Origin of the sequence: Umezawaea sp., assembly GCF_036375055.1 — a bacterium.
Classification (GTDB): domain Bacteria; phylum Actinomycetota; class Actinomycetes; order Mycobacteriales; family Pseudonocardiaceae; genus Umezawaea.
On record NZ_DASUSQ010000182.1, the window covers coordinates 1 to 17,979 of the forward strand.

General features: G+C 73.5%; 16 protein-coding genes. 6 read left to right on the forward strand and 10 right to left on the reverse strand.

From position 1 onward, the window contains the following. Both VFZ92_RS42120 and nudC read left to right on the forward strand, forming a co-directional pair. The coding region (locus tag VFZ92_RS42120; protein ID WP_330883784.1) for a M16 family metallopeptidase at positions 1 to 586 on the forward strand (586 nt) is incomplete at its 5' end. Further along, positions 583 to 1,551, forward strand: coding sequence for an NAD(+) diphosphatase (gene nudC, locus VFZ92_RS42125; RefSeq protein WP_330883786.1), 969 nt, complete (start codon positions 583 to 585; stop codon positions 1,549 to 1,551). The genes VFZ92_RS42120 and nudC, both read left to right, overlap by 4 nt. 90 nt (positions 1,552 to 1,641) lie before the next feature. On the opposite strand, the gene VFZ92_RS42135 is transcribed toward nudC, so the two are convergent. Next, entirely contained in the window at positions 1,642 to 3,510 is a 1,869-nt protein-coding gene (locus tag VFZ92_RS42135; protein WP_414720127.1) for a ricin-type beta-trefoil lectin domain protein, read from the reverse strand. On the opposite strand from VFZ92_RS42135, the gene VFZ92_RS42140 reads away from it, so the two are divergent. Both VFZ92_RS42140 and VFZ92_RS42145 read left to right on the forward strand, forming a co-directional pair. Beyond that, entirely contained in the window at positions 3,509 to 3,646 is a 138-nt protein-coding gene (locus tag VFZ92_RS42140) for a hypothetical protein (RefSeq protein ID WP_330883788.1), read from the forward strand. The two genes, VFZ92_RS42135 and VFZ92_RS42140, sit on opposite strands and share 2 nt — an antisense overlap. A gap of 71 nt (positions 3,647 to 3,717) precedes the next feature. After that, a complete protein-coding gene (locus VFZ92_RS42145; protein WP_330883790.1) occupies positions 3,718 to 4,914 on the forward strand; it encodes an ROK family transcriptional regulator in 1,197 nt (398 codons plus the stop codon). Here VFZ92_RS42145 and VFZ92_RS42150 read toward each other — a convergent pair. The 5 genes from VFZ92_RS42150 to VFZ92_RS42170 form a co-directional block, all read right to left on the reverse strand. Then, entirely contained in the window at positions 4,885 to 5,361 is a 477-nt protein-coding gene (locus tag VFZ92_RS42150; protein WP_330883792.1) for a hypothetical protein, read from the reverse strand. The genes VFZ92_RS42145 and VFZ92_RS42150 overlap by 30 nt on opposite strands. A 562-nt stretch (positions 5,362 to 5,923) precedes the next feature. Continuing rightward, positions 5,924 to 6,058, reverse strand: a complete 135-nt coding sequence (locus VFZ92_RS42155; protein ID WP_330883794.1) for a hypothetical protein — start codon at positions 6,056 to 6,058, stop codon at positions 5,924 to 5,926. A 418-nt stretch (positions 6,059 to 6,476) separates the two neighbouring features. Further along, on the reverse strand, positions 6,477 to 10,541 hold the full coding sequence (locus tag VFZ92_RS42160; RefSeq protein WP_330883796.1) for a TIGR02680 family protein: 4,065 nt from the start codon (positions 10,539 to 10,541) through the stop codon (positions 6,477 to 6,479). Further along, entirely contained in the window at positions 10,538 to 11,752 is a 1,215-nt protein-coding gene (locus VFZ92_RS42165) for a TIGR02678 family protein (protein ID WP_330883798.1), read from the reverse strand. Before VFZ92_RS42165 ends, VFZ92_RS42160 begins: the two co-directional genes overlap by 4 nt. Continuing rightward, positions 11,749 to 13,239, reverse strand: coding sequence for a DUF2397 domain-containing protein (locus VFZ92_RS42170; RefSeq protein ID WP_330883800.1), 1,491 nt, complete (start codon positions 13,237 to 13,239; stop codon positions 11,749 to 11,751). Before VFZ92_RS42170 ends, VFZ92_RS42165 begins: the two co-directional genes overlap by 4 nt. A gap of 116 nt (positions 13,240 to 13,355) precedes the next feature. Between VFZ92_RS42170 and VFZ92_RS42175 the strand changes: the two genes are divergently transcribed. After that, the gene (locus VFZ92_RS42175; protein WP_330883802.1) at positions 13,356 to 14,294 is read left to right on the forward strand and encodes a cobalamin biosynthesis protein; all 939 of its coding nucleotides are present in this window, start codon (positions 13,356 to 13,358) and stop codon (positions 14,292 to 14,294) included. A 10-nt stretch (positions 14,295 to 14,304) separates the two neighbouring features. Here VFZ92_RS42175 and VFZ92_RS42180 read toward each other — a convergent pair whose 3' ends face one another. Genes VFZ92_RS42180 through VFZ92_RS42195 form a run of 4 tightly spaced genes read right to left on the reverse strand, consistent with a single transcriptional unit; the run spans position 14,305 to position 16,936 of the window. Continuing rightward, positions 14,305 to 15,102, reverse strand: coding sequence for an SURF1 family protein (locus VFZ92_RS42180; protein ID WP_330883804.1), 798 nt, complete (start codon positions 15,100 to 15,102; stop codon positions 14,305 to 14,307). A 25-nt stretch (positions 15,103 to 15,127) separates the two neighbouring features. Then, positions 15,128 to 15,667, reverse strand: a complete 540-nt coding sequence (locus VFZ92_RS42185) for a DUF1349 domain-containing protein (RefSeq protein WP_330883806.1) — start codon at positions 15,665 to 15,667, stop codon at positions 15,128 to 15,130. 7 nt (positions 15,668 to 15,674) lie between these two features. Then, a complete protein-coding gene (locus VFZ92_RS42190; protein ID WP_414720128.1) occupies positions 15,675 to 16,484 on the reverse strand; it encodes a fructosamine kinase family protein in 810 nt (269 codons plus the stop codon). Further along, positions 16,481 to 16,936 carry a low molecular weight protein-tyrosine-phosphatase gene (locus tag VFZ92_RS42195; protein WP_330883808.1) on the reverse strand — a complete coding sequence of 152 codons (456 nt, stop codon included), beginning with the start codon at positions 16,934 to 16,936 and terminating at the stop codon, positions 16,481 to 16,483. The genes VFZ92_RS42190 and VFZ92_RS42195 overlap by 4 nt, the downstream gene beginning before the upstream one ends. 53 nt (positions 16,937 to 16,989) lie before the next feature. Here VFZ92_RS42195 and VFZ92_RS42200 point away from each other — a divergent pair, with 53 nt between their 5' ends. Further along, on the forward strand, positions 16,990 to 17,976 hold the full coding sequence (locus VFZ92_RS42200) for a polyprenyl synthetase family protein (RefSeq protein ID WP_330883810.1): 987 nt from the start codon (positions 16,990 to 16,992) through the stop codon (positions 17,974 to 17,976). The last annotated feature ends 3 nt before the right edge of the window (positions 17,977 to 17,979 follow it).

The window sequence follows — 17,979 nt, forward strand, 5'->3', positions numbered from 1 at the left end:
CGACCGCGAGGGCTCCGTCCAGTCCTCGCTGCGCGTCGGCCTCGTGGCGGTGCCGCGGGAGCACCCGGACTATCCGGCGCTGCAGCTCGCCAACCTGGTCTTCGGTGGCTACTTCTCGTCCCGGCTGGTGGAGAACATCCGCGAGGACAAGGGGTACACCTACAGCGCCCGCTCGCACTCGGAGTTCACCCCGCACGGCGCCAGCCTGATGATCGACGCGGACACCGCGAGCGACGTGACGGCGGCGGCCCTGCTGGAGACCCGCTACGAGCTGGCCCGCCTCGGCCTCGTGCCGCCGACGGCCGACGAGGTGGACGTGGCCCGCCGGTACGCCGTCGGCTCGCTGCTGACCGCGACCTCGTCGCAGGGCGGCCTGGCGTCGTTCCTGGTGAGCCTCGCCGGGCTCGGCCTCGACCTCGACTGGTTCGTCGCCCACCCGGAGCGGCTCGCCAAGGTCACCGTCGAGGAGGTCGCCGCGGCGGCGCTGGAGTTCTTCGCCCCCACCGCGTTCACCGGCGTGCTCGTCGGCGACGCGGACAAGCTGGCGCCGCAGCTCACGGCGCTGGGCGGTGTGGCGCTGCCGTGACCGACCCGTTCGAACTGCTGGGTCCGTCCGCGCTCTCCCGGTTCACCGTGGACCGGAGCGAGCCGCTGCGGGCGGACACCGAGCGCCTGGCCGCGCTGTGGCCGAAGTCCCGCGTGCTCGTGGTGGACCGGCGCGGGCGCACCCTGGTGGCGGACAAGGGCTCACGGCTGGTCGACCAGCCCGCCCCCGAGTTCGGCGACGCCCCGCCCGCCGACGCCGTGCTGCTCGGTGAGCAGGACGGCGTGGCGTACTGGGGCGTCCCGCTCGCCGACGACGAGACCGACGTCCAGGTCACGGCCGCGCGGACCTGGCAGTTCCCGGAGCTGACCGAGGAACCGCAGTGGCTCGACCTGCGGGCCGTCGGCGCGCTGCTGGACGACACCGGCGCGGGTCTGCTGACCTCGGCGGTGGCGGCGTTCGCGTGGCACCGCACCGCGAGGTTCTGCGCCCGGTGCGGCTCGCCGACCGAGCCGGTCAAGTCCGGCTGGGCCCGCGTCTGCACGGAGTGCTCCCACGAGGAGTACCCGCGCACCGACGCGGCGGTCATCTGCCTGGTCCACGACGGCGTCGGCGTCAACGGCGAGAACGTGCTGCTGGCCAGGGGAGCGGGGTGGCCGGAAGGCCGCTACTCGGTCCTCGCGGGCTTCGTGGAGGCGGGCGAGTCCCTGGAGGCGTGCGTCGCCAGGGAGATCGCCGAGGAGGTCGGCGTGAACGTCACCTCGATCCGCTACCTCGGCAGCCAGCCGTGGCCGTTCCCGCGGTCGCTGATGGTCGGCTTCACCGCCGTCGCCGACCGCGCCGAGCGGCTCGTGCCCGCCGACGGCGAGATCGCCCAGGCCAAGTGGGTCAGCCGCGAGCAGGTCCGGCAGGCCCTGGCCGTGCCGGGCAGCGTCGAGGACCTGCTGCTGGCCCCCGGCGCGTCCATCGCCTACCGGATGATCTCCGCCTGGGCCGAGGCCTCCTAGGGCGGCACCGGCCCGTTCGTCCCGTTCGGACGCGGCGAAGGGGGTGGGGGAGGCCCGCCTGCCTCCCCCACCCCCTTCGGTCCCGGTGCGCTACGCGGTGACGGTCCACTTCTGGTTCGCGGCACCCGTGCAGGCCCAGATCTGGGCCGGGGTGCCGTTCGCCGAGGAGTTGCCGGTCGCGTCGAGGCACTTGTTCGTCGCCGGGTTCACGACGTCGCGGGCCGCGGTGACGTTCCACCGCTGGTTGCCGCCGCCCGCGCAGTCCCAGATCTGGAGCTTCGCGCCGTCCGCGGTGCTGTTGTCCTTGATGTCCAGGCACTTGCCGAGCGCGCGGATCGTGCCGTCCGCGCCCACGGCCCACTTCTGCGCGGTGCTGCCGTTGCAGTCGTAGAGCTGCACGGCCGTGCCGTTGGCGCTGCTCGCGCCCGCGACGTCCAGGCACTTGCCGCCCAGACCGGTGATCGTGCCGCCGACGGGCTGCGGGGTGCCGCTCTGCGCGCCGGTCCAGGTGAACGTGGCGGACGTCCTGGGGGGCAGGCTGTAGTCGAACGACGAGCCGCCCCAGTTGACCTTGACGTTCTGGGTGCTGCCGGTCGTGTTGTACGCGATCAGCGCCTTCGAGCCGTCGGTGTTGCGCCACGCCACGTTCTTGACCGACGCGTTGTCGTTGGTCTCGATGCGCTGCGCGCCCGGCTTCACGAACTTCGTCAGGTGGCCCATCGTGTAGTACTCGACGGTGTAGTCGACCTGCCCGCGCCTGCTGTCGTTGTTGTGCACGGTGATGAAGCCGGTGCACGTGCCGCAGCCGCCGTTGTGCGGGTTCATGGTCTCGTCCATCGCGAGGCTCCACTTCACCACCGAGCTGCCCCAGTTGCGGGTGTAGTCGATGATGTTGAACATGTCCTCTCGGTGCTGGTCGGTGATCCAGGTGCCGCCGGAGTGCTCGGTGTCGAACGCCTTGACGTTCGGGAACTCGTTGTGCGCCGTGGTCTGCGCGGAGACGTCACCGACGTAGCCGTGCCAGGCGATGCCGCCGAACAGCGGGTCGTTGACGATGCCGGGGTCCTGGAGCTGCGGCTTCACCCAGGTGTTGTAGCCGTCCCAGTTCCAGTCGTAGATCAGCACCTTCGTGGTGATCCCCGCCGCCCGGAACGCCGGGTAGATGCCGTTCTTGGTGAAGTTGATCAGGCCCGCGGTGTTCCACTGCATCGACGGGTAGCCGGGGCAGCAGCCCGGCTCGTTCTGCGGCGTCACGTAGTCGATCGGGATGCCGCGCGACTGGTAGGCCTGCACGTACTTCGCGAAGTACTGGCCGTAGGTGCCGTAGTGCTCGGCCTTCAGCCAGCCCTGCCGCATGCTGTTGTTGTCCTTCATCCACGCGGGCGCGCTCCACGGGGACGCCATCACGCGCAGCGCCGGGTTCAGCTCCTTGGCCCGCTTGGTCAGCGGCAGCACGTCGGCGAGGTCGTGGTTGATCGTGAAGTCGTTGACGTCGCAGCACGTCTCGTCGTAGGAGTAGTCGAACCGCGCGAGGTCCGTCGACGCCATCGGGTTGCGCGTCATCGACAGGCCGATGCCGTTGACCGGGTCGAACAGCTTCTTCATCGTGTCCTCGCGCGTCGCCGCGCTGAGGATGCCGCTGCTGTTCATGAGCCACGCGGCGCTGTCGGTGAACGACGCGCCACCGCCCTCGAACGTCTGGTAGCGGGTGTTCTCGTTGACCGTGATCGTCTGGCCGCCGGTGCCCGTGCCCGCGGCGAACGCCACCGGCGTCTGCTGCTGGAGGCCCCGCGTGACCCCCGTCCCGCGGTTGGCGCTGGTGGTGGACGTGAGCCAGACGTTGACCTGTTCACCCGCGGCTCGGGCGGTGGTCGCGTTCGGCACGGCGACGGCGGCCGCCGCGAGGGCGACGGCGCCGAGCGCGGATAGTAGGGACCTTCGAGGCGAGGACTTCGGCATGGCAGGGTTCCTCGTTCCGTGCTGGCAGACCGCTGGTCAGGATCAGCGGGGCGTGGTGGCGACCTTGCGTTACCGGGTTCAGGTGACGGCTGGCATAGTCGGGGTGTCCGGCATCACGCCTTATTTCAAGATGTGATTTAACTCAGATGACCTCGGGGCGTCAAGGCTTGGCGAAGGGGAGAGACAGTGCAGCGGAGCAAGCGGACGATGCGCGACTTGAGGACGAGCAACCGCGCCCGCGTGTTGCGCAGGCTGTACTTCGACGGCCAGTTCAGCCGTCACGAACTCGCCGGGGCCACCGGGCTCAGCCAGGCGTCGGTCAGCAACGTCGTCGGTGAACTCGTCGAGGACCAGGTCGTCGTCGAGGCGGGACTGGTCGGCTCCGACGGCGGCAGGCCCCGCGTCCTGCTCCGCGTCAACCCCGACCACGCCTGCGTCGTGGGGGTGGACGTGGGTGAGACCCACGTGCTGGTCGAGGTCTTCGACCTCACCCTCCGCAGGCTCGCCATGAGCACCTTCCAGATGGACACGATCGCCAACCGGGGCGAGGCGGTCGTCGAACGCGTCCTGGCCGGGCTCGACCAGTGCGTGCAGGACAGCGGCGTCGACCCCAGCAGGCTGCTCGGCGTCGGGGTCGGCGTCCCCGGCCTGGTGGAGCGCGGTTCGGAACTGCTGGTCCACGCCCAGACCGTCGGCTGGAACGGCGTCCCGCTGGAGCGGATGCTCCGGGCGGGCACCGACCTGCCGCTGTTCATCGACAACGGCGCCAACACCCTGGGCCAGGCCGAGATGTGGTTCGGCGCGGGCCGCGGCGCCCGCAACGCCGTGATCGCCCTCATCGGATCCGGCGTCGGCGCGAGCGTCATCGCCGACGGCGTTCCCTACCGCGGTGCGTCCGGCGGTGCGGGCGAGTGGGGGCACACCACGCTGTCCCTGGACGGCAGGCCCTGCCGCTGCGGCGCCAACGGGTGCCTGGAGGCGTACATCGGCGCCAAGGGGGTGCTGGGTCGCCACCGCGAAGCCGCGGGCCTGCCGCCGGGGATCGTCGACGAGGAGGTCGCGCTCCGCGAACTGCTGGCCGAGGACTCGCGGGCGGCCAGGGAGGTGCTGGACGAAACCGCCCGCTACGCGGGCGCGGGCATCGGCAACCTGATCAACCTGTTCAACCCGGAACGGGTCATAGTGGGTGGTTGGGCCGGTCTGCTGCTCGGGGAGCAGCTGCTGCCCGCCATCCGCGAGGTGGCCGCCAAGCACGCCCTGCACCACCCGTACCAGCAGGCGAAGATCAAGCTGTGCGAGCTGGGCACCGAGTCGGTGGCGATGGGCGCGGCCACCCTGCCGGTGGCCGAGTTCCTCGGCGCGGGAGGCGTCCGGTCAGCCGCCCTGATGCGCCCAACCGGCTGACCGCCACAGCGCGGGCTCGTCGACGGGCGCCGACACACCCCGCGCCAGCCCGACGGCCCGAACGACGACCCTGCGCACCAGCGGGTCGTCCAGTTCCGCGGGCCAGTCCCACGGCGCCCCGCCGAGGACGGTCGCGAGCACCGCGTCGGCCCGTGCCACCACGTCGTCGAACAGCGCGGCGGGCACCTCGTCGTACCGCCTGACCTGCGCGAGCCACTGCGACCGCCACGCCATCTGCCCGGCGGGCCGCCGAACCGACCGCTGGTGCACCTCTTCGAGGACCTCCACGAGCGACACCCCCTCCACGCGCAGGTGCTCGTCCAACCGCACCAACGACACCTGCCGCCGCGCGGGAAAACCGATCGCCTTGTGCAACACCGCCCCGAGCGCCTCGGCGGTCACCCGGTCCTCGACCCGAAAACTGAACGCGGACCGCCCGGACTCCATCGTGTCGAGCGTCGACCCCCAAAAACCGACCAACGCAGAATCGGACCAGCGACCCCGTAGTTCGTCATCCACCACAACAGCTTACGACCGCCGATTCCACCCGTTTTCGGGCAGTGAAATCGGTTTCGGGCCAGGTGGTCGGGAAGATGTGAAAACCGCAGGTCAGTGAACCCGTATCGGACAACGGCGCGTGGTCGCGCCCATCCGCCGACCCCGCAAGACCACTGATACCGACCGGTCTACCCCTCAAACGCCGCGCACAATCACCGAGCGTTCATCCGGGAAGCCTCCGAAGGCGTGTTCGGGCAGGCTTTGTTGATCATTGTTGACCCGCCTCCCAGCCCCGTGGTCAAGTCGTCACGAAGGTTATGACGAGATTAAGGGGCCGGTGTTCATGCTGGTACCCGTGCCGACGGCGGTGGAAGCGTCCAGACGAAGACGCCTCCCCGCTACTGCGACAGGACAGTCACATGTGTGATCTCCTCGACGGCCCCCGACACCCGGACCGCTTTCGTGCGCGGATTTCGTCGACCACCGCGACCGTGGAGCACGGCGGCTACCGCTACGGATCGACCAGGTCCAACGCGGCTCCGGCCCAGGTCGTCTGGGTGCAGGCGACACCGCGTCCGGTGCGGGGCGGCAGGACGTCGTAGCCGGAGCGTCCGACGCGGCCGCTCACCCGCTCGACCCGGTTCACGCTCCGCGGAACGTGATCCGCTCCCAGCCGTGAGGCGATGACCACGCTGTCCGCCACTGTCGGCGACGCTCGCTCGCCTCGGCGAACCTCTCCTTGCTGCCTTGCTGCCTTGCTGCCTTGCTGACGCCCTGTGCGAGCCTGCTCGCCGCGCTTTGCTTCCGGCGGATCGGGCAGGCCCCGTGGACCGAGCGTCGTCAGGGGTTGGCCCGGTCCAGCGCGGCTCCGTCCCAGATGCCCACACTGGCGCTCGTGCGAGCCTGCTCGACAGCGGGAGCGCTTCTCCCGTCAGGCCGGGCAGGCCCCGTGGACCGAGCGCCGTCGAGGGCAACCCTGTCCACCGCGGTTCCGCCCACCCCGGAGCGATCCCGTGCGACGCGCCTTCGTCCGGCGAGCCGAGCAGGCCGCGCACCGAACGCCATCAGGGGTCGACCCGGTCCAGCGCCGCTCCGTCCCACGTCGTCTGGGTGCAGGCGACGCCGCGGCCGTTGCGGGGGCGGAGGACGTCGTAGATGTGCATCCTCGGGATCTTGTCGGAGACTCCCCAGCCGCTGGGCCAGGTGATGACCCAGTCCATGTCGAGGTCCACGAGCAGGCCGAGCATGCGGGCGATCGTCGGGTCGTCGAGGCGCTCGAACGCCTCGTCCAGCAGCACCAGCCGCAGCGGGTCGAACGACTCCTCGCCGCTGCCCACCGCGTCGTAGAACGACGCCGCCGCGGCGAACAGGGTCACGTACGAGATGAGCCTGGTCTCGCCGGACGACAGCTGCTTCAGGCGCCGCTCACGAGGGTTGCCGTCCGGGCCGGTGTCGCCGACGGTGACGGTGAACTGGTGCCACGTCCGGTAGTCGAGGGCGCGGGACAGGACCTCGGCGTAGTTGCCCGAGTCCGCGTCGCGCTCGGTCTCGATCCGCTCGGTGAACACCCGCCGCAGCGCCTCGTCCTGCTCCGGCGTCCGGTTCGCGAACGGCTCGCGCACCAGCGCCAGCGCGCCGCGCGTCTCCTCGTCCAGCGCGGACGACGGCTTCCACGACAGCTTCACGTGCACGCCCTGGCTGGACCTCGCCCTGCTGAGGACGTCGTTCATCCGCTTGCACAGGTCCTCGGCGACGGCCACCTGCCCGCGCAGCCACTCGGCGAGGTCGCGGATCAGGTAGTCCGCGAACACACCCTGGTACTGCTCGTTGAGGAAACCGCGCTGGTCGGCCAGCTTCGCCGTCACCTGCCTCGCCGCGACGGCCACCGGACGGGTGCCCTCCTCGCCGGTCACGGTCACGGTGAGCAGCCCCGCGTGCTGCTCGGCGGCGATGTCGTGGCTGCCCGCGAGCGACGTCTGCAACGCCTGCAACCTGGTGATCACCGTGGCCTCGCCCGCGCCGCGCCGGTCGCCCGCGGCCGTGATGGCCTCGCGGATCGCCTCCAGGTCGTCGGCCGCGTCCGGCAGCGCGGCGACCAGGATGCCTGGCGCCGCGACGGTCGCCCGGAACAGCTCGGCCACGCGGGCCTCGTCGGCGGTGGCGCCCGCCAGCTGCTCGCGGGCCCCGTCGAGCTGCGCTTCGAGCTTCGCCGCCTGCTCGCGGGCCGACACGACCTGTTCGCGCGTCGACTTCAGGTCCTCGCGGAGCTTCCGCCGCGTCGACTCCAGCGAGCTGAGCTGGGCGGCGATCTCGCGCGCCTCGCCGCCGATCGCCTCGGTCAGCTCGGCCAACGTCGTGGCCTGCGTCGCGTGGTCGACGCAGCGGCTCTCGGCGTCGGCCTCCGCGGCGGCCCGGTCCTCGCCCGCCGCGTGGAAGCGGTGGGTCGCGTCCGTCAGGTCCGTCACGGCACCCCGGCACTGCCTGCGCAGCAGGTCGCCCAGCCGGTCCGCGGTCCGCTGCGCGTCGCCCGCGGCCTGCTGGGCCTGCCGCAGCCCCTCGGTCTCCGCGGGCAGCCCGGCCTCACCGGCCTGCCGCACCAGCTCGCCGCGCACGGCCTCGCCGCGCGCCTGCGCCTCGTCCAGTTCCGCCCGCAGCTCCCGCGCCCTGGCCCCGGCGCGGTCGGCCGACTCGCGCGCGGCCTGCTCCCGGCTGTGCTTGGCGATCAGGTCGCCGTCGGACGGGAAGCCGTCCAGGTGCGCTTCCCAGCGCGTCACGCGGTCGCGCGCACCCGCCAGCTCGCCCTCCGCCACGCCGAGCTCACCGCGCAGCTCGGCCAGCTCGTCCTCCAGCTCGCCGATCCGGCGCCGCCGGGCGGACTCCCGCGCTCCCGCGCCGATGAACTCCGCGGCGGGCTTGCGCCACGAGCCGCCGAGCACGCCCGCCCGCCAGCGCCCGTCGGTCGACAGCGCCAGCCCGCTCCCGGTGTCCAGCGACACCGCCGCGAGCAGCCCCGCGACCACCTCGGCGGGCACCACGGACCCCGGCTCCACGGCCGGGACCAGCACCGACGCCAGCGACGGCCCGGTGACGGCCTCCCGAGGGGTCGCGGTGACGTCGTCGGCGACCGCCCCGTCGACCGCCACCCACGCGTCCAGCAGCCCGCTCGCCTGGAGCGCCGATTCGAGCCCGGCCCGCCCGGCGTCGTCCACACCCGCGTGGAAGTCGACCAGCCGGTAGAACGGCGTCCCCGTCAGCGGGTCGCGCGAGGACGACACGTAGCGGCCGGGCTCCGGCGCCCGCTCCTCGCCGGAGCGCAGCCCGGCCAGCTCGGCGTCGAGCCGGTCGATCCGGCCGCGCAGCTCCTCCTGCCGCAGCACGAACGCCTGCGCCGCGTCCCGCGCCGCGCGGACCAGGGGAGCGGTCCACTCCCGCGCCGCGGCCGTCACGGTCCGCGCTACCTCCGGGTCGACGGCCTCGGGCAGCTCGAACGACCGGTTCGGCAGGCCGTCCGCCAGCGGGCCCGCGCCGCACCAGCGCTCGACCTCCTCCAGCCACGTCCGCGCGACCGCCGCCAGCTCACGACCCTCCCGGTCGCGCAACGAGGAGGCCTCGGCCGCGGTGGCCTGGGCGTCCTTCGCCTTCTGCCGCAGCGCCTCGACCTTCTGCCGCTCGCGGTCCAGCTCACCGGCCCGCTGGTGCAGCGCGAGCGCCAGCGCGCCGCGCTGCCGGGCCGACGACGCGATCCGCGAGGCCGCGTCCACGGCCGTCTCCAGCCCGGCCAGCACCGCGTCCGCGGGCACCGAGGGCGGCACGCGCCGCTCCGTCGGCAGCGGCTCCGCCTCCGGGTCGGGCTTCACCCGCACGAGGTGCGAGGTCACGGACGCCTCGGCGTGCGGCACCTCCGGCACGGCGGGCGCGGGCGACGGGTCCAGGCCCGCCGCCCTGAGCTGCTGGCGCAGCGGCTCGGTCAGCTCGTCGGCCGACCCCAGCTCCTCCCGGAGCCGCCGCAGCGACCGCAGCACGGCCTCGACGGCACCGTCCTCCTGGAGCCGCTGCTTGTTCGCCATCTCCAGCGCGGCCACGGCCGACGACCGCTTCTCCGCCACGAGCTTCTCGCGGGTCTGGAGGTCCTGGAGGTCGCGGAACGCGGGCAGCTCCTTGAGCGCCGCGATCGTCTCCTCGGCCTGCTCCTCACCGGTCTCCAGCGCGGCCTGGGCGCTCTCCGCCTCGGCGCGCGACGACCGCGTCCGCTCCAGGTCGCCCTCCAGCCGGGCGCAGGCGCGCGCGAGCTTGCGCACCGCGTCCTCGGCGCCGCGCAGCCGCTCGGCCGACGAGCGCAGCCCGCCGAACGCGTAGTCGGAGTAGGTCTTGAGGAACGTGCCGAGCGCGGCGTCCGCCGACGACAGCCGGGTGATGTTCTCCCGGATCGACTCCAGGTCGTCGAACGACGTCGCCAGCTGCTCGACCATCGTCTGGTCCAGCGGCGGCAGCGCGTCGGACAGGATCTGCTCCAGCTGCCCCTCCAGGACCTTCAGGCCGACGTCGGGGTTCCGCAGCGTGCGCTGGAGGTGCAGCAGGTCGCCGTACCGGGCGGCCGGGACGCCGTAGACCGTCTCGGCGACCTTCGCGCGGAACGCGGCGTCCTCCAGCACGCAGTCCGCGCCGATCGCCTCCCGCAGGTGCGCCGGGCCGAGCGGGATCCGCTCGTGGCCCGCCAGGTGCAGGTCGTGCCCGACCCTCGCACGCGTGATGAACCGCCACGAGTCGGTGATCGCCTGCGACGTCTTGGACGCCTTCACGCCCAGCCCGCAGGTCAGGAACTCCTCGACGCCGTCGACGACCCGGCGCAGCTCGATCCACGCGTAGCCGATCCGGTTCGGGCCGCCGTTGTAGTCGTCCAGCATCAGCCGCCGCAGGCTGACCGTGTCGAAGCCCTTCGAACCGACCTGCCGCAGGTCGCCGTCCAGGCACAGCGGCAGCAGCAGCTCCAGCGTCCGCGACTTGCCGGACCCGTTGGTGCCCTGGAAGATCGCGCGTCCGCCGGAGAAGTCGAACGTCTGCTCGGCGTACTGCCACACGTTGACGATGCCGCCGCGGTGCAGCCGCCACCTGTCCCGCCCCAGCGTCACGACACGTTCTCCTCGTCGAACAATGACCAGCTCGGCACTTCGGGCTCGATCGGGGCGGGGGCGGCGACCTCGCGCTCGGGATCGCCGTCCGGTTCGGGTATCCACCGGTGCGCGGCGGGGTTCAGCAGCCAGCCGTCGTCGCACTCGACGGCCAGGCCCATGCGGCGCAGCAGCTCCGCCACCTCGACGGCGAGCTTGGTCGGGTCGTCGACGATCTGCTTCGACCAGGCCGCCGGGTAGTCCTCGACCAGCTGGTCCAGCACCTCCCGCAGCCGGGCGACCGCCACCGGGTGCCTGCCGTCGGGCCGCGTGATCGGCTCGTCGGCGGCGTCGTGCTCCAGTTCCAGCAGTGACGGCAGCGCCAGCAGGGCGAGCCGCGCGACCGTCGACGTGCCGGGGAAGTACATGTCCGTCAGGTAGTCCTCGGGGTCGGCCGCGAGCACGCCCTCCAGGCGCGACTCGGTGAACAGCCCGAAGCACTTCTCCAGCAGCACGGACTCCTTGCGCTGGTTGCGCCGCAACCAGTCGGCCTGGTCGGGCGGCAGGTCGGCGTAGAGCACCAGCGGCGTCTCCACCAGCCTGCGCCGCACCGCGTGCTCGACGCCGCGCGGCCCCGGCCTGGCCGCCAGCGCGACCAGCCGCTCCGGCGAGTCGGCCTCGGCCACCGGCCCGGTCAGCAGCTGCCCCAGCAGGTCGGTGTCGATCGTGATCAGCGCCTCGGTCTGGAGGTCGGCGCCGACCTGGCCCTCGGTCTCGTGCAGCACGCCCAGCGACACCAGGTGCCGCAGCGCCGCCGTCAGCGCCCGCCGGTCGACCACGTCGTCCACCACGTCGATCCCGGCCTCGGCCGCGGCGGCCCGCACGTCCGACACCAGCCGCGACAGCAGGGCCTGCCTGCCGACGCCGGTCAGCACCCCCAGCGTCAGCGCCAGGTAGGCGTACCCGCGCGGCGACATCCCCGGCACGCCGCGGGTGTCGTCCACCCCCGGCCCGGCCTTGTACAGCCGCGCGAACCGGCGCTCCACCACCAGCCGGTAGCCGAGCAGGCCCGCGAACAGGTCCTGGAGCGCGAACCGGTGCCGGTACACCAGCGCCAGCAGCTCGCCGTCCGGGCCGTCGCCGCGCAGCAGCGGCCTGCGCAGCAGCGTGCGGGCGCAGCGCACCACGTTCGCCGCGTCGATGTCGGGGAGGTCGTCCAGCGGCGTGCTCATCCGCTCAGCGCCAAGCGCGCGTCGTGCAGGGTCAGCGTGCCCGCCGCCGAGGTGATCCTCGTGGTCTCGCCGGGCGCGTGGTCGACGGTGACCCGCAGGCCGCGCACCGGGTCGGCCGCCGACCCGGAGTCGACCGCGCTCTCCCGCTGCGCCATCGCCAGCGTCAGCAGCTCGCACAGCACGCCCAGCGCGTCGCCGGACAGCGTCGTCGAGTCGAGCCGGGGAGCCGCCGAGGCCAGCTCGGCCACCGACGCGGCCCGGTGCTCGTCCGCCTCGCGGGCCGCGGCCAGCAGCGACTGCTCGGTGATCGGGTCGTCCAGGATCCGCGACGTCCGCCCGCGCGCGCCGCGGTCGCCCCGGCTGCGGACGCTCACCGTCACGTCCCGCACCGGCCCGTCGCGCCACGCCGTGCGCTCGTTGTCGCTGTCGTGCTCCGGCGCGGGCAGCACGTGCCGCGCCGAGTACAGGCCGAACGCCGCCGCGTACAGCTCGTGGCCCCGCTCGCGGGTGCCGGAGTCGAACCACGCCGCCAGCTTCAGCAGCTCCGCGCGCCTGCCCGGCAGCAGCCCGCCGCCGGAGGTCGCGCGCTTCACCGACGCCAGCAGCGACCCGATGGCCCGCGCCGTCGCCTCGCGCAGCGCCGTGACCTGGCTCGGGTGGCCGGGGCGGTCGACGAACCAGCCCGTCAGCTCCGACCAGTCCGCCGCGGACCGGCCGCGCGCCCGTTCGACCTCGCCGCCGAGCCCCTCCGTGCCGCCGAGCAGCCGCAGCAGCTCGCCGCGGGCCCGCGCGAGCCCGGCCAGGGCGTCCGCGATGGCCGGGGTGTGCCGGAGCACGTCCTCCACCACCATCTGGATGTACTCGACCAGCAGGTTGCGGAACCCGGAGATCTCCTCGGGCGCCAGGTGGTGCCGCGTCACGACCTGGCCGAGGTACGCGTAGAAGTCACGCACCGTGGCCGCCAGCTCGGCGTGCTGGAGGAAGACCGTCGTCACCCGTTCGGCCAACACCTCCCGCGACCGCCTGCCCTCGCCGGTGACCAGCGCCTCGGACAGCGCGCCGCCCAGCTCGCCGAGCCCGCGCTCGATCGCGGGCAGCAGCTCCCGCGACACCTCGCGCGCGCCCTCGGGCACCCGCAGGAGCTGGTCGACGTCGCGCTGGACCCGCACCGCGAGCTTGCTCACCTGGTAGCGGACGCTGCCGTGCTGGAACTCGGCGATGCTCGCCGCGACGACCTCCCGCCGCCCCTGCACGAGGTTGCCCCACTCCACCAGCTGCTTCAGCCGGTTGATCACGTTCTCGATCCGGGACTCGCCCGCGTCCACGGTGCCCAGCCGCTCCGCTCCCGCGAGCGCCCCCGCGACCTCCCCGGCGGACAGGTCGGCGAGCAGGGTGGACGTGAACAGACGCATGATCGCCAGGTAGGTGCGCTGGTGGTCGCGCGCGTCGAGGTACGCGTAGAGCTTCAACCGGCCTGCTGGTTCCACGGTCGGCACCCTAACGCCGGCCACCGACAGTCCCGGACATCGGGAACCGCGCCCCTACCTCGAACGGGTGACGGCCGACGCTATACGGTGCCGTGTCGACTTCGGGGAGGTCTGCCTTGGGCGTGGGACGAGCGGCCGGATTGTTGCTGGGAGTAGCCGCGGACGCGGTCTTCGGCGACCCCCGGAGACATCACCCGGTGGCGTTCTTCGGTCGAGCCGCCGGGGCGGCCGAGGAGAGCACGTACCGGGACAGCCGGGCGGCCGGTGCCGGGCACACCGCGCTGCTCGCGGGCGGCGTCGTCGCGCTCGGCGTGGTCGTGGAGCGGCTGAGCGGTCGCAACGAGCTGGTCAGGACCCTCACGACGGCCGCGGCGACCTGGGCCGTCCTCGGTGGCACGTCGCTCGCCAAGGAGGGCACGGCGATGGGCCGTGAGCTCGACGAGGGCGACCTCACCGCCGCGCGCGACCGGCTGCCGAACCTGTGCGGCCGCGAACCCGCGGCCCTGGACACGCTCGCGCTGGCCAAGGCCACCGTCGAGTCCGTCGCGGAGAACACGTCCGACGCGGTCGTCGCGCCGCTGCTGTGGGGCGCGGTCGCGGGCGTGCCGGGCCTGCTGGCCTACCGCGCGGTCAACACCCTGGACGCGATGATCGGCCACCGCTCGCCCCGCTACCAGCGCTTCGGCTGGGCCGCCGCCAGGCTGGACGACCTGGCCAACCTCGTCCCCTCGCGCGCCGCCGCGCTGCTCACGGTGGCCGCGGCCCCGGTCGTCGGCGGTTCGGCCGCCGAGGCGTGGGAGGTGTGGCGGCGCGACGCGTCGGCGCACCCCAGCCCCAACGCGGGCCAGGTGGAGGCGGCGTTCGCGGGCGCGCTGGAGATCCGCCTCGGCGGGCGCACCGTGTACTCCTACGGCGCCGAGGACCGCGCGGTGATGGGCCACGGCCGCAACCCCGACGCGGGCCACGTGACCAGGGCCGTCGAGCTGTCCAGGGTGGTGGGCGGGCTGTCGGCGCTGCTGGCCGCGGCCCTGGCGCTGTTCTCCCGCCGCCGCTAGCGGGGAGGGGTCAGCGCACGAGCTGGTCGTTCGCCTCGTCCTCGGCCAGCATCTCCGCGACCGACTTCCGCTTGGGCCGGGGCTCCGCGAGCGCCCCGCCCGGCTGGATCTCGCGCCAGCTGAAGTACGCCCAGCCGCCGAGGGCCATCACGCCGAACGCGATCCACTGGAGCGCGTAGGAGAAGAACGGCCCGGAGTCCATCCGGGGCAGCGGCAGCGCGTTCAGCACACCGGGCTGGCCCTCGGAGAGCTGGAAGTAGCCGGGCCGGACGTCGAGCCCGGCCGCGCGGCCGACGACCGCGGAGTTGATCGCGTAGACCTGCCTGCGCCCGTCCTCGGTGAACGCGTCGCGGTTGTCCGACTCGCCCGCCCGCACCCACGCCACGGCGGTCACCTGCTCGGAGGGCGCGACCGGGAAGTCCGGCACGCTCACCCCGCTGGCGGGCCGCACGTAGCCCCGGTTCACCAGCACGGTCTGGCCGCTGTCCAGCGCGAACGGCGTGACCACCTCGAAGGCGGCCTCGCCCTGCACGGTCCGCAGCCTGGCCACGGCCTCGCCCTCGGGCAGGTACCGCCCGGTGAGCGACACCTTCGTCCACTCGACCTCGGCGTTGGACCGGTCCAGCACGGTGCCCACCGGCGCCGGGTCCGTCGCCATGGCCTTGGTCAGCGCGGTGTTCTGCGCGACCCGCTCGTCGTTGCGGCCGAACTGCCAGGGCATGAGCATCGTGAAGCACGCGCCCGCGAACACCCAGACGGCCAGCGTCAGGGCGAGCCAACCAGGTCGGAGCAGGAACCGGAACCGCACACCTCCACGGTAGGCGCTGCGCGGATCAGGAGCTGATCAGGGTCCGTTCGAACCTCGCCTCGAACCCCCTGCCGGTCGGCGCCGCGCACATCACCCCGACGAGCGCGCGCACGCCCGGCGGGAAGTAGGCGAGCCGCAGCATCGTGACGGGTTCGGCGTCGCCCAGCCCGTACCGGACGGTCACCGCGTCGCCGGTCCGCTCCGCGGAGATCGTGACCCGGTCCGCCGAGGCGACGGGGACGACCGACCAGTCCGAGACGCCCCTGGTCACGACCGCGCTGATCTGGAACTCGCCGTCCACCAGCTCGACGCCTGCCTTGATCCAGTTCTCCTCGTCGATCCGCAGCGCGATCCCGGCCTGGTCGTACAGCTCGGCGTAGTCCGCGCTGAACGTCGTCCGCACCTCGCAGTCGCCGTCGACCCACCGGCCGCGGACGTGCCCGGTGTCGCGGACGAACCCGTAGTGGGTGGTGCGCCAGAAGTCGGTGTCCGGGTCGGCTGTGACGAACAGCTCCCCCTCGGCGCCGGTCGACCACTTCGCGGGCTCGTTGATCCATTCGTCCATGGCACCATCATCGCGCCGCGGCGACCGTCTGCGCGGCGTAACCCCGTCCGAACAGCACCACGTGCACGAGCAGCGGGAACAGCTGGTGCAGCCCGACCCGGTCGGCCCACCCGTCGGCGAGCGGCCGGACCTCCTGGTAGCCCGCGACGACCCGGTCCAGGTGGGGGCAGCCGAACAGCCGCAGCATCGCCAGGTCCGTCTCCCGGTGCCCGCCGTGCGCCGCCGGGTCGACCAGCCACACCCGCCCGTCCGCCGACCAGAGCGCGTTGCCGGTCCACAGGTCGCCGTGCAGCCGGGCGGGCGGCTCGCCGGGGTCCTCGGCGCGGGCGACGCGGGCGGTGACGACGGCGGCCTCGGCCCCGGTGAGCAGGCCGCCGTCGACCGCGGTCCGCAGGTACGGCTCGACCCGGTGCTCCCAGTACCACTCCGGCCAGCGCGCGCCGGTCCCGTTGCGCATCGGCGCGAGCCCGATCGCCGCGTCCACGGGCCCGCCGGGCGGGGGAGAGCCGAACTCGGGTGCGCCCGCGCCGTGCAGCGCGGCCAGCTCGCGGCCGAACGCCTCGGCGGCCCGCGCGGTGGGCCGTCCCGGCGGGACGAGGTCGGTGACCAGCCAGTCGCCGCGCACGCCGTGCACGCGGGGCACCGGAGGGCCGCCGGGCACGGCCAGCCACCGCAGCGACGCCGCCTCGGCCCGCGCGGACACCGTCTCCTTCGCCACCACGTGCCCGCCGTCGGCCAGCTCGACGTCGTGCACGTCCCCGCTGATCGGCCGGGCCGACCGGGCGTCCAACCCGGCCAGCTCGACGACCGCGGTCACAGCCTCTCGCGCACCCACGCCAACAGCCCCGGCACCGCGGCCTCGGTCATCGCCAGCACCCGGTCGAACCCCTCGCGGTCGCCGTAGTACGGGTCCGGCACGTCCACGCCGTCGGCGTCCGGGTCGAACGACCGCAGCAGCCGCACCCGGTCCGGGTCGCCGGACAGCCGCCGCAGCTCCCGCGCGTGCCCGGAGTCCAGCGCCACCAGCAGGTCGGCCCCCAGGTGCAGGTCGCCGACCTGCGCGGCCACGTGCTCCGACGGGTAGCCGGCGTCCACGAGCGACTCCGCGGCCCGCTCGTCCGCCGCGTCCCCGACGTGCCAGCCGCCGGTCCCGGCGCTGGAGACCTCGACCACGTCGGCCAGCCCGGCGCGGCGGACGTGCTCCCGGAACACGATCGCGGCCACCGGCGAGCGGCAGATGTTCCCCGTGCAGACGAAGCTCACATGCATCCCCCGACCCTAATCTCAGCGGCCTCTCAGGTCGCGCGGACGACGATCACCCCGTGCCCACCACCACCGCTCCGGCCATCGGCCTCGCGATCCCGGCCCTCGCGCGAGCGCTGCCGCGCGTGGAGGACGAGATCCGCCGCATGGCGACGTCGTCCTCGCTGCCCATCGTGAACGAGCACTCCGGCCGCGTCACGGCGGCGGGCGGGAAGCGCCTGCGCTCCGTCCTCATCCTCGCCGGGACCCTGGCGGTCGGCGGGAGCGTCACCGACAAGGCCGTCACGGCGGCGGCGTGCGTGGAGCTGCTGCACGCCGGGTCGCTCGTGCACGACGACCTGATGGACGACGCGGCCGAACGCCGGGGTGTGCCCACGGTCAACGCCTCCTGGGGTCCGGGACCGGCGGTGCTGGTGGGCGACTTCATGCTCGCGCGCGCCAGCCAGGTCGCGCTGACGGAGATCTCGCCGTTCGCCGCCGAGCGGCTCGCCGCGGCCGTGGCCGACCTGGTCGAGGGCCAGGTGCTGGAGGTGCTGGACCTCTTCAACCCGGACCGGACGCCCGAGGCCGCGCTGCGGTCGATCGCGCTCAAGACCGGCGCGCTGTTCCGGACCGGCTGCGTGCTGGCGGCGCACTGCGCGGACGCCGACGAGGCCACCGGCGCGCGGATGGCCGAGTACGGCGCGAGGTTCGGGCTGCTGTTCCAGATCCTCGACGACCTGCTCGACCTCGCGTCCACCCGGCTGCGGCTCGGCAAGCCCGTCGGCAACGACGTGCGCCAGGGCGTCTACACGTTCCCGCTGCTCCGGGCCATGGATCCGGGCCTGCGGGCGCTGCTCGTGCGCGAACCGGGCGACGACGAGGTGGCGGAGGTGCTGGCCAGGCTGCGCCGGGGGCCGATGGTCGAGGACACCCTCGCCCACTGCCGGGAGCTGGCCCGCCAGTCCGTCGAGGCCCTGCCGGTGCTGCCCGCCTCGGAGACGGCGGACATCCTGCGCGAACTGCCCATGGCCTACCTGAACTGGGCAACCACGCTCATCGCCTAGAAT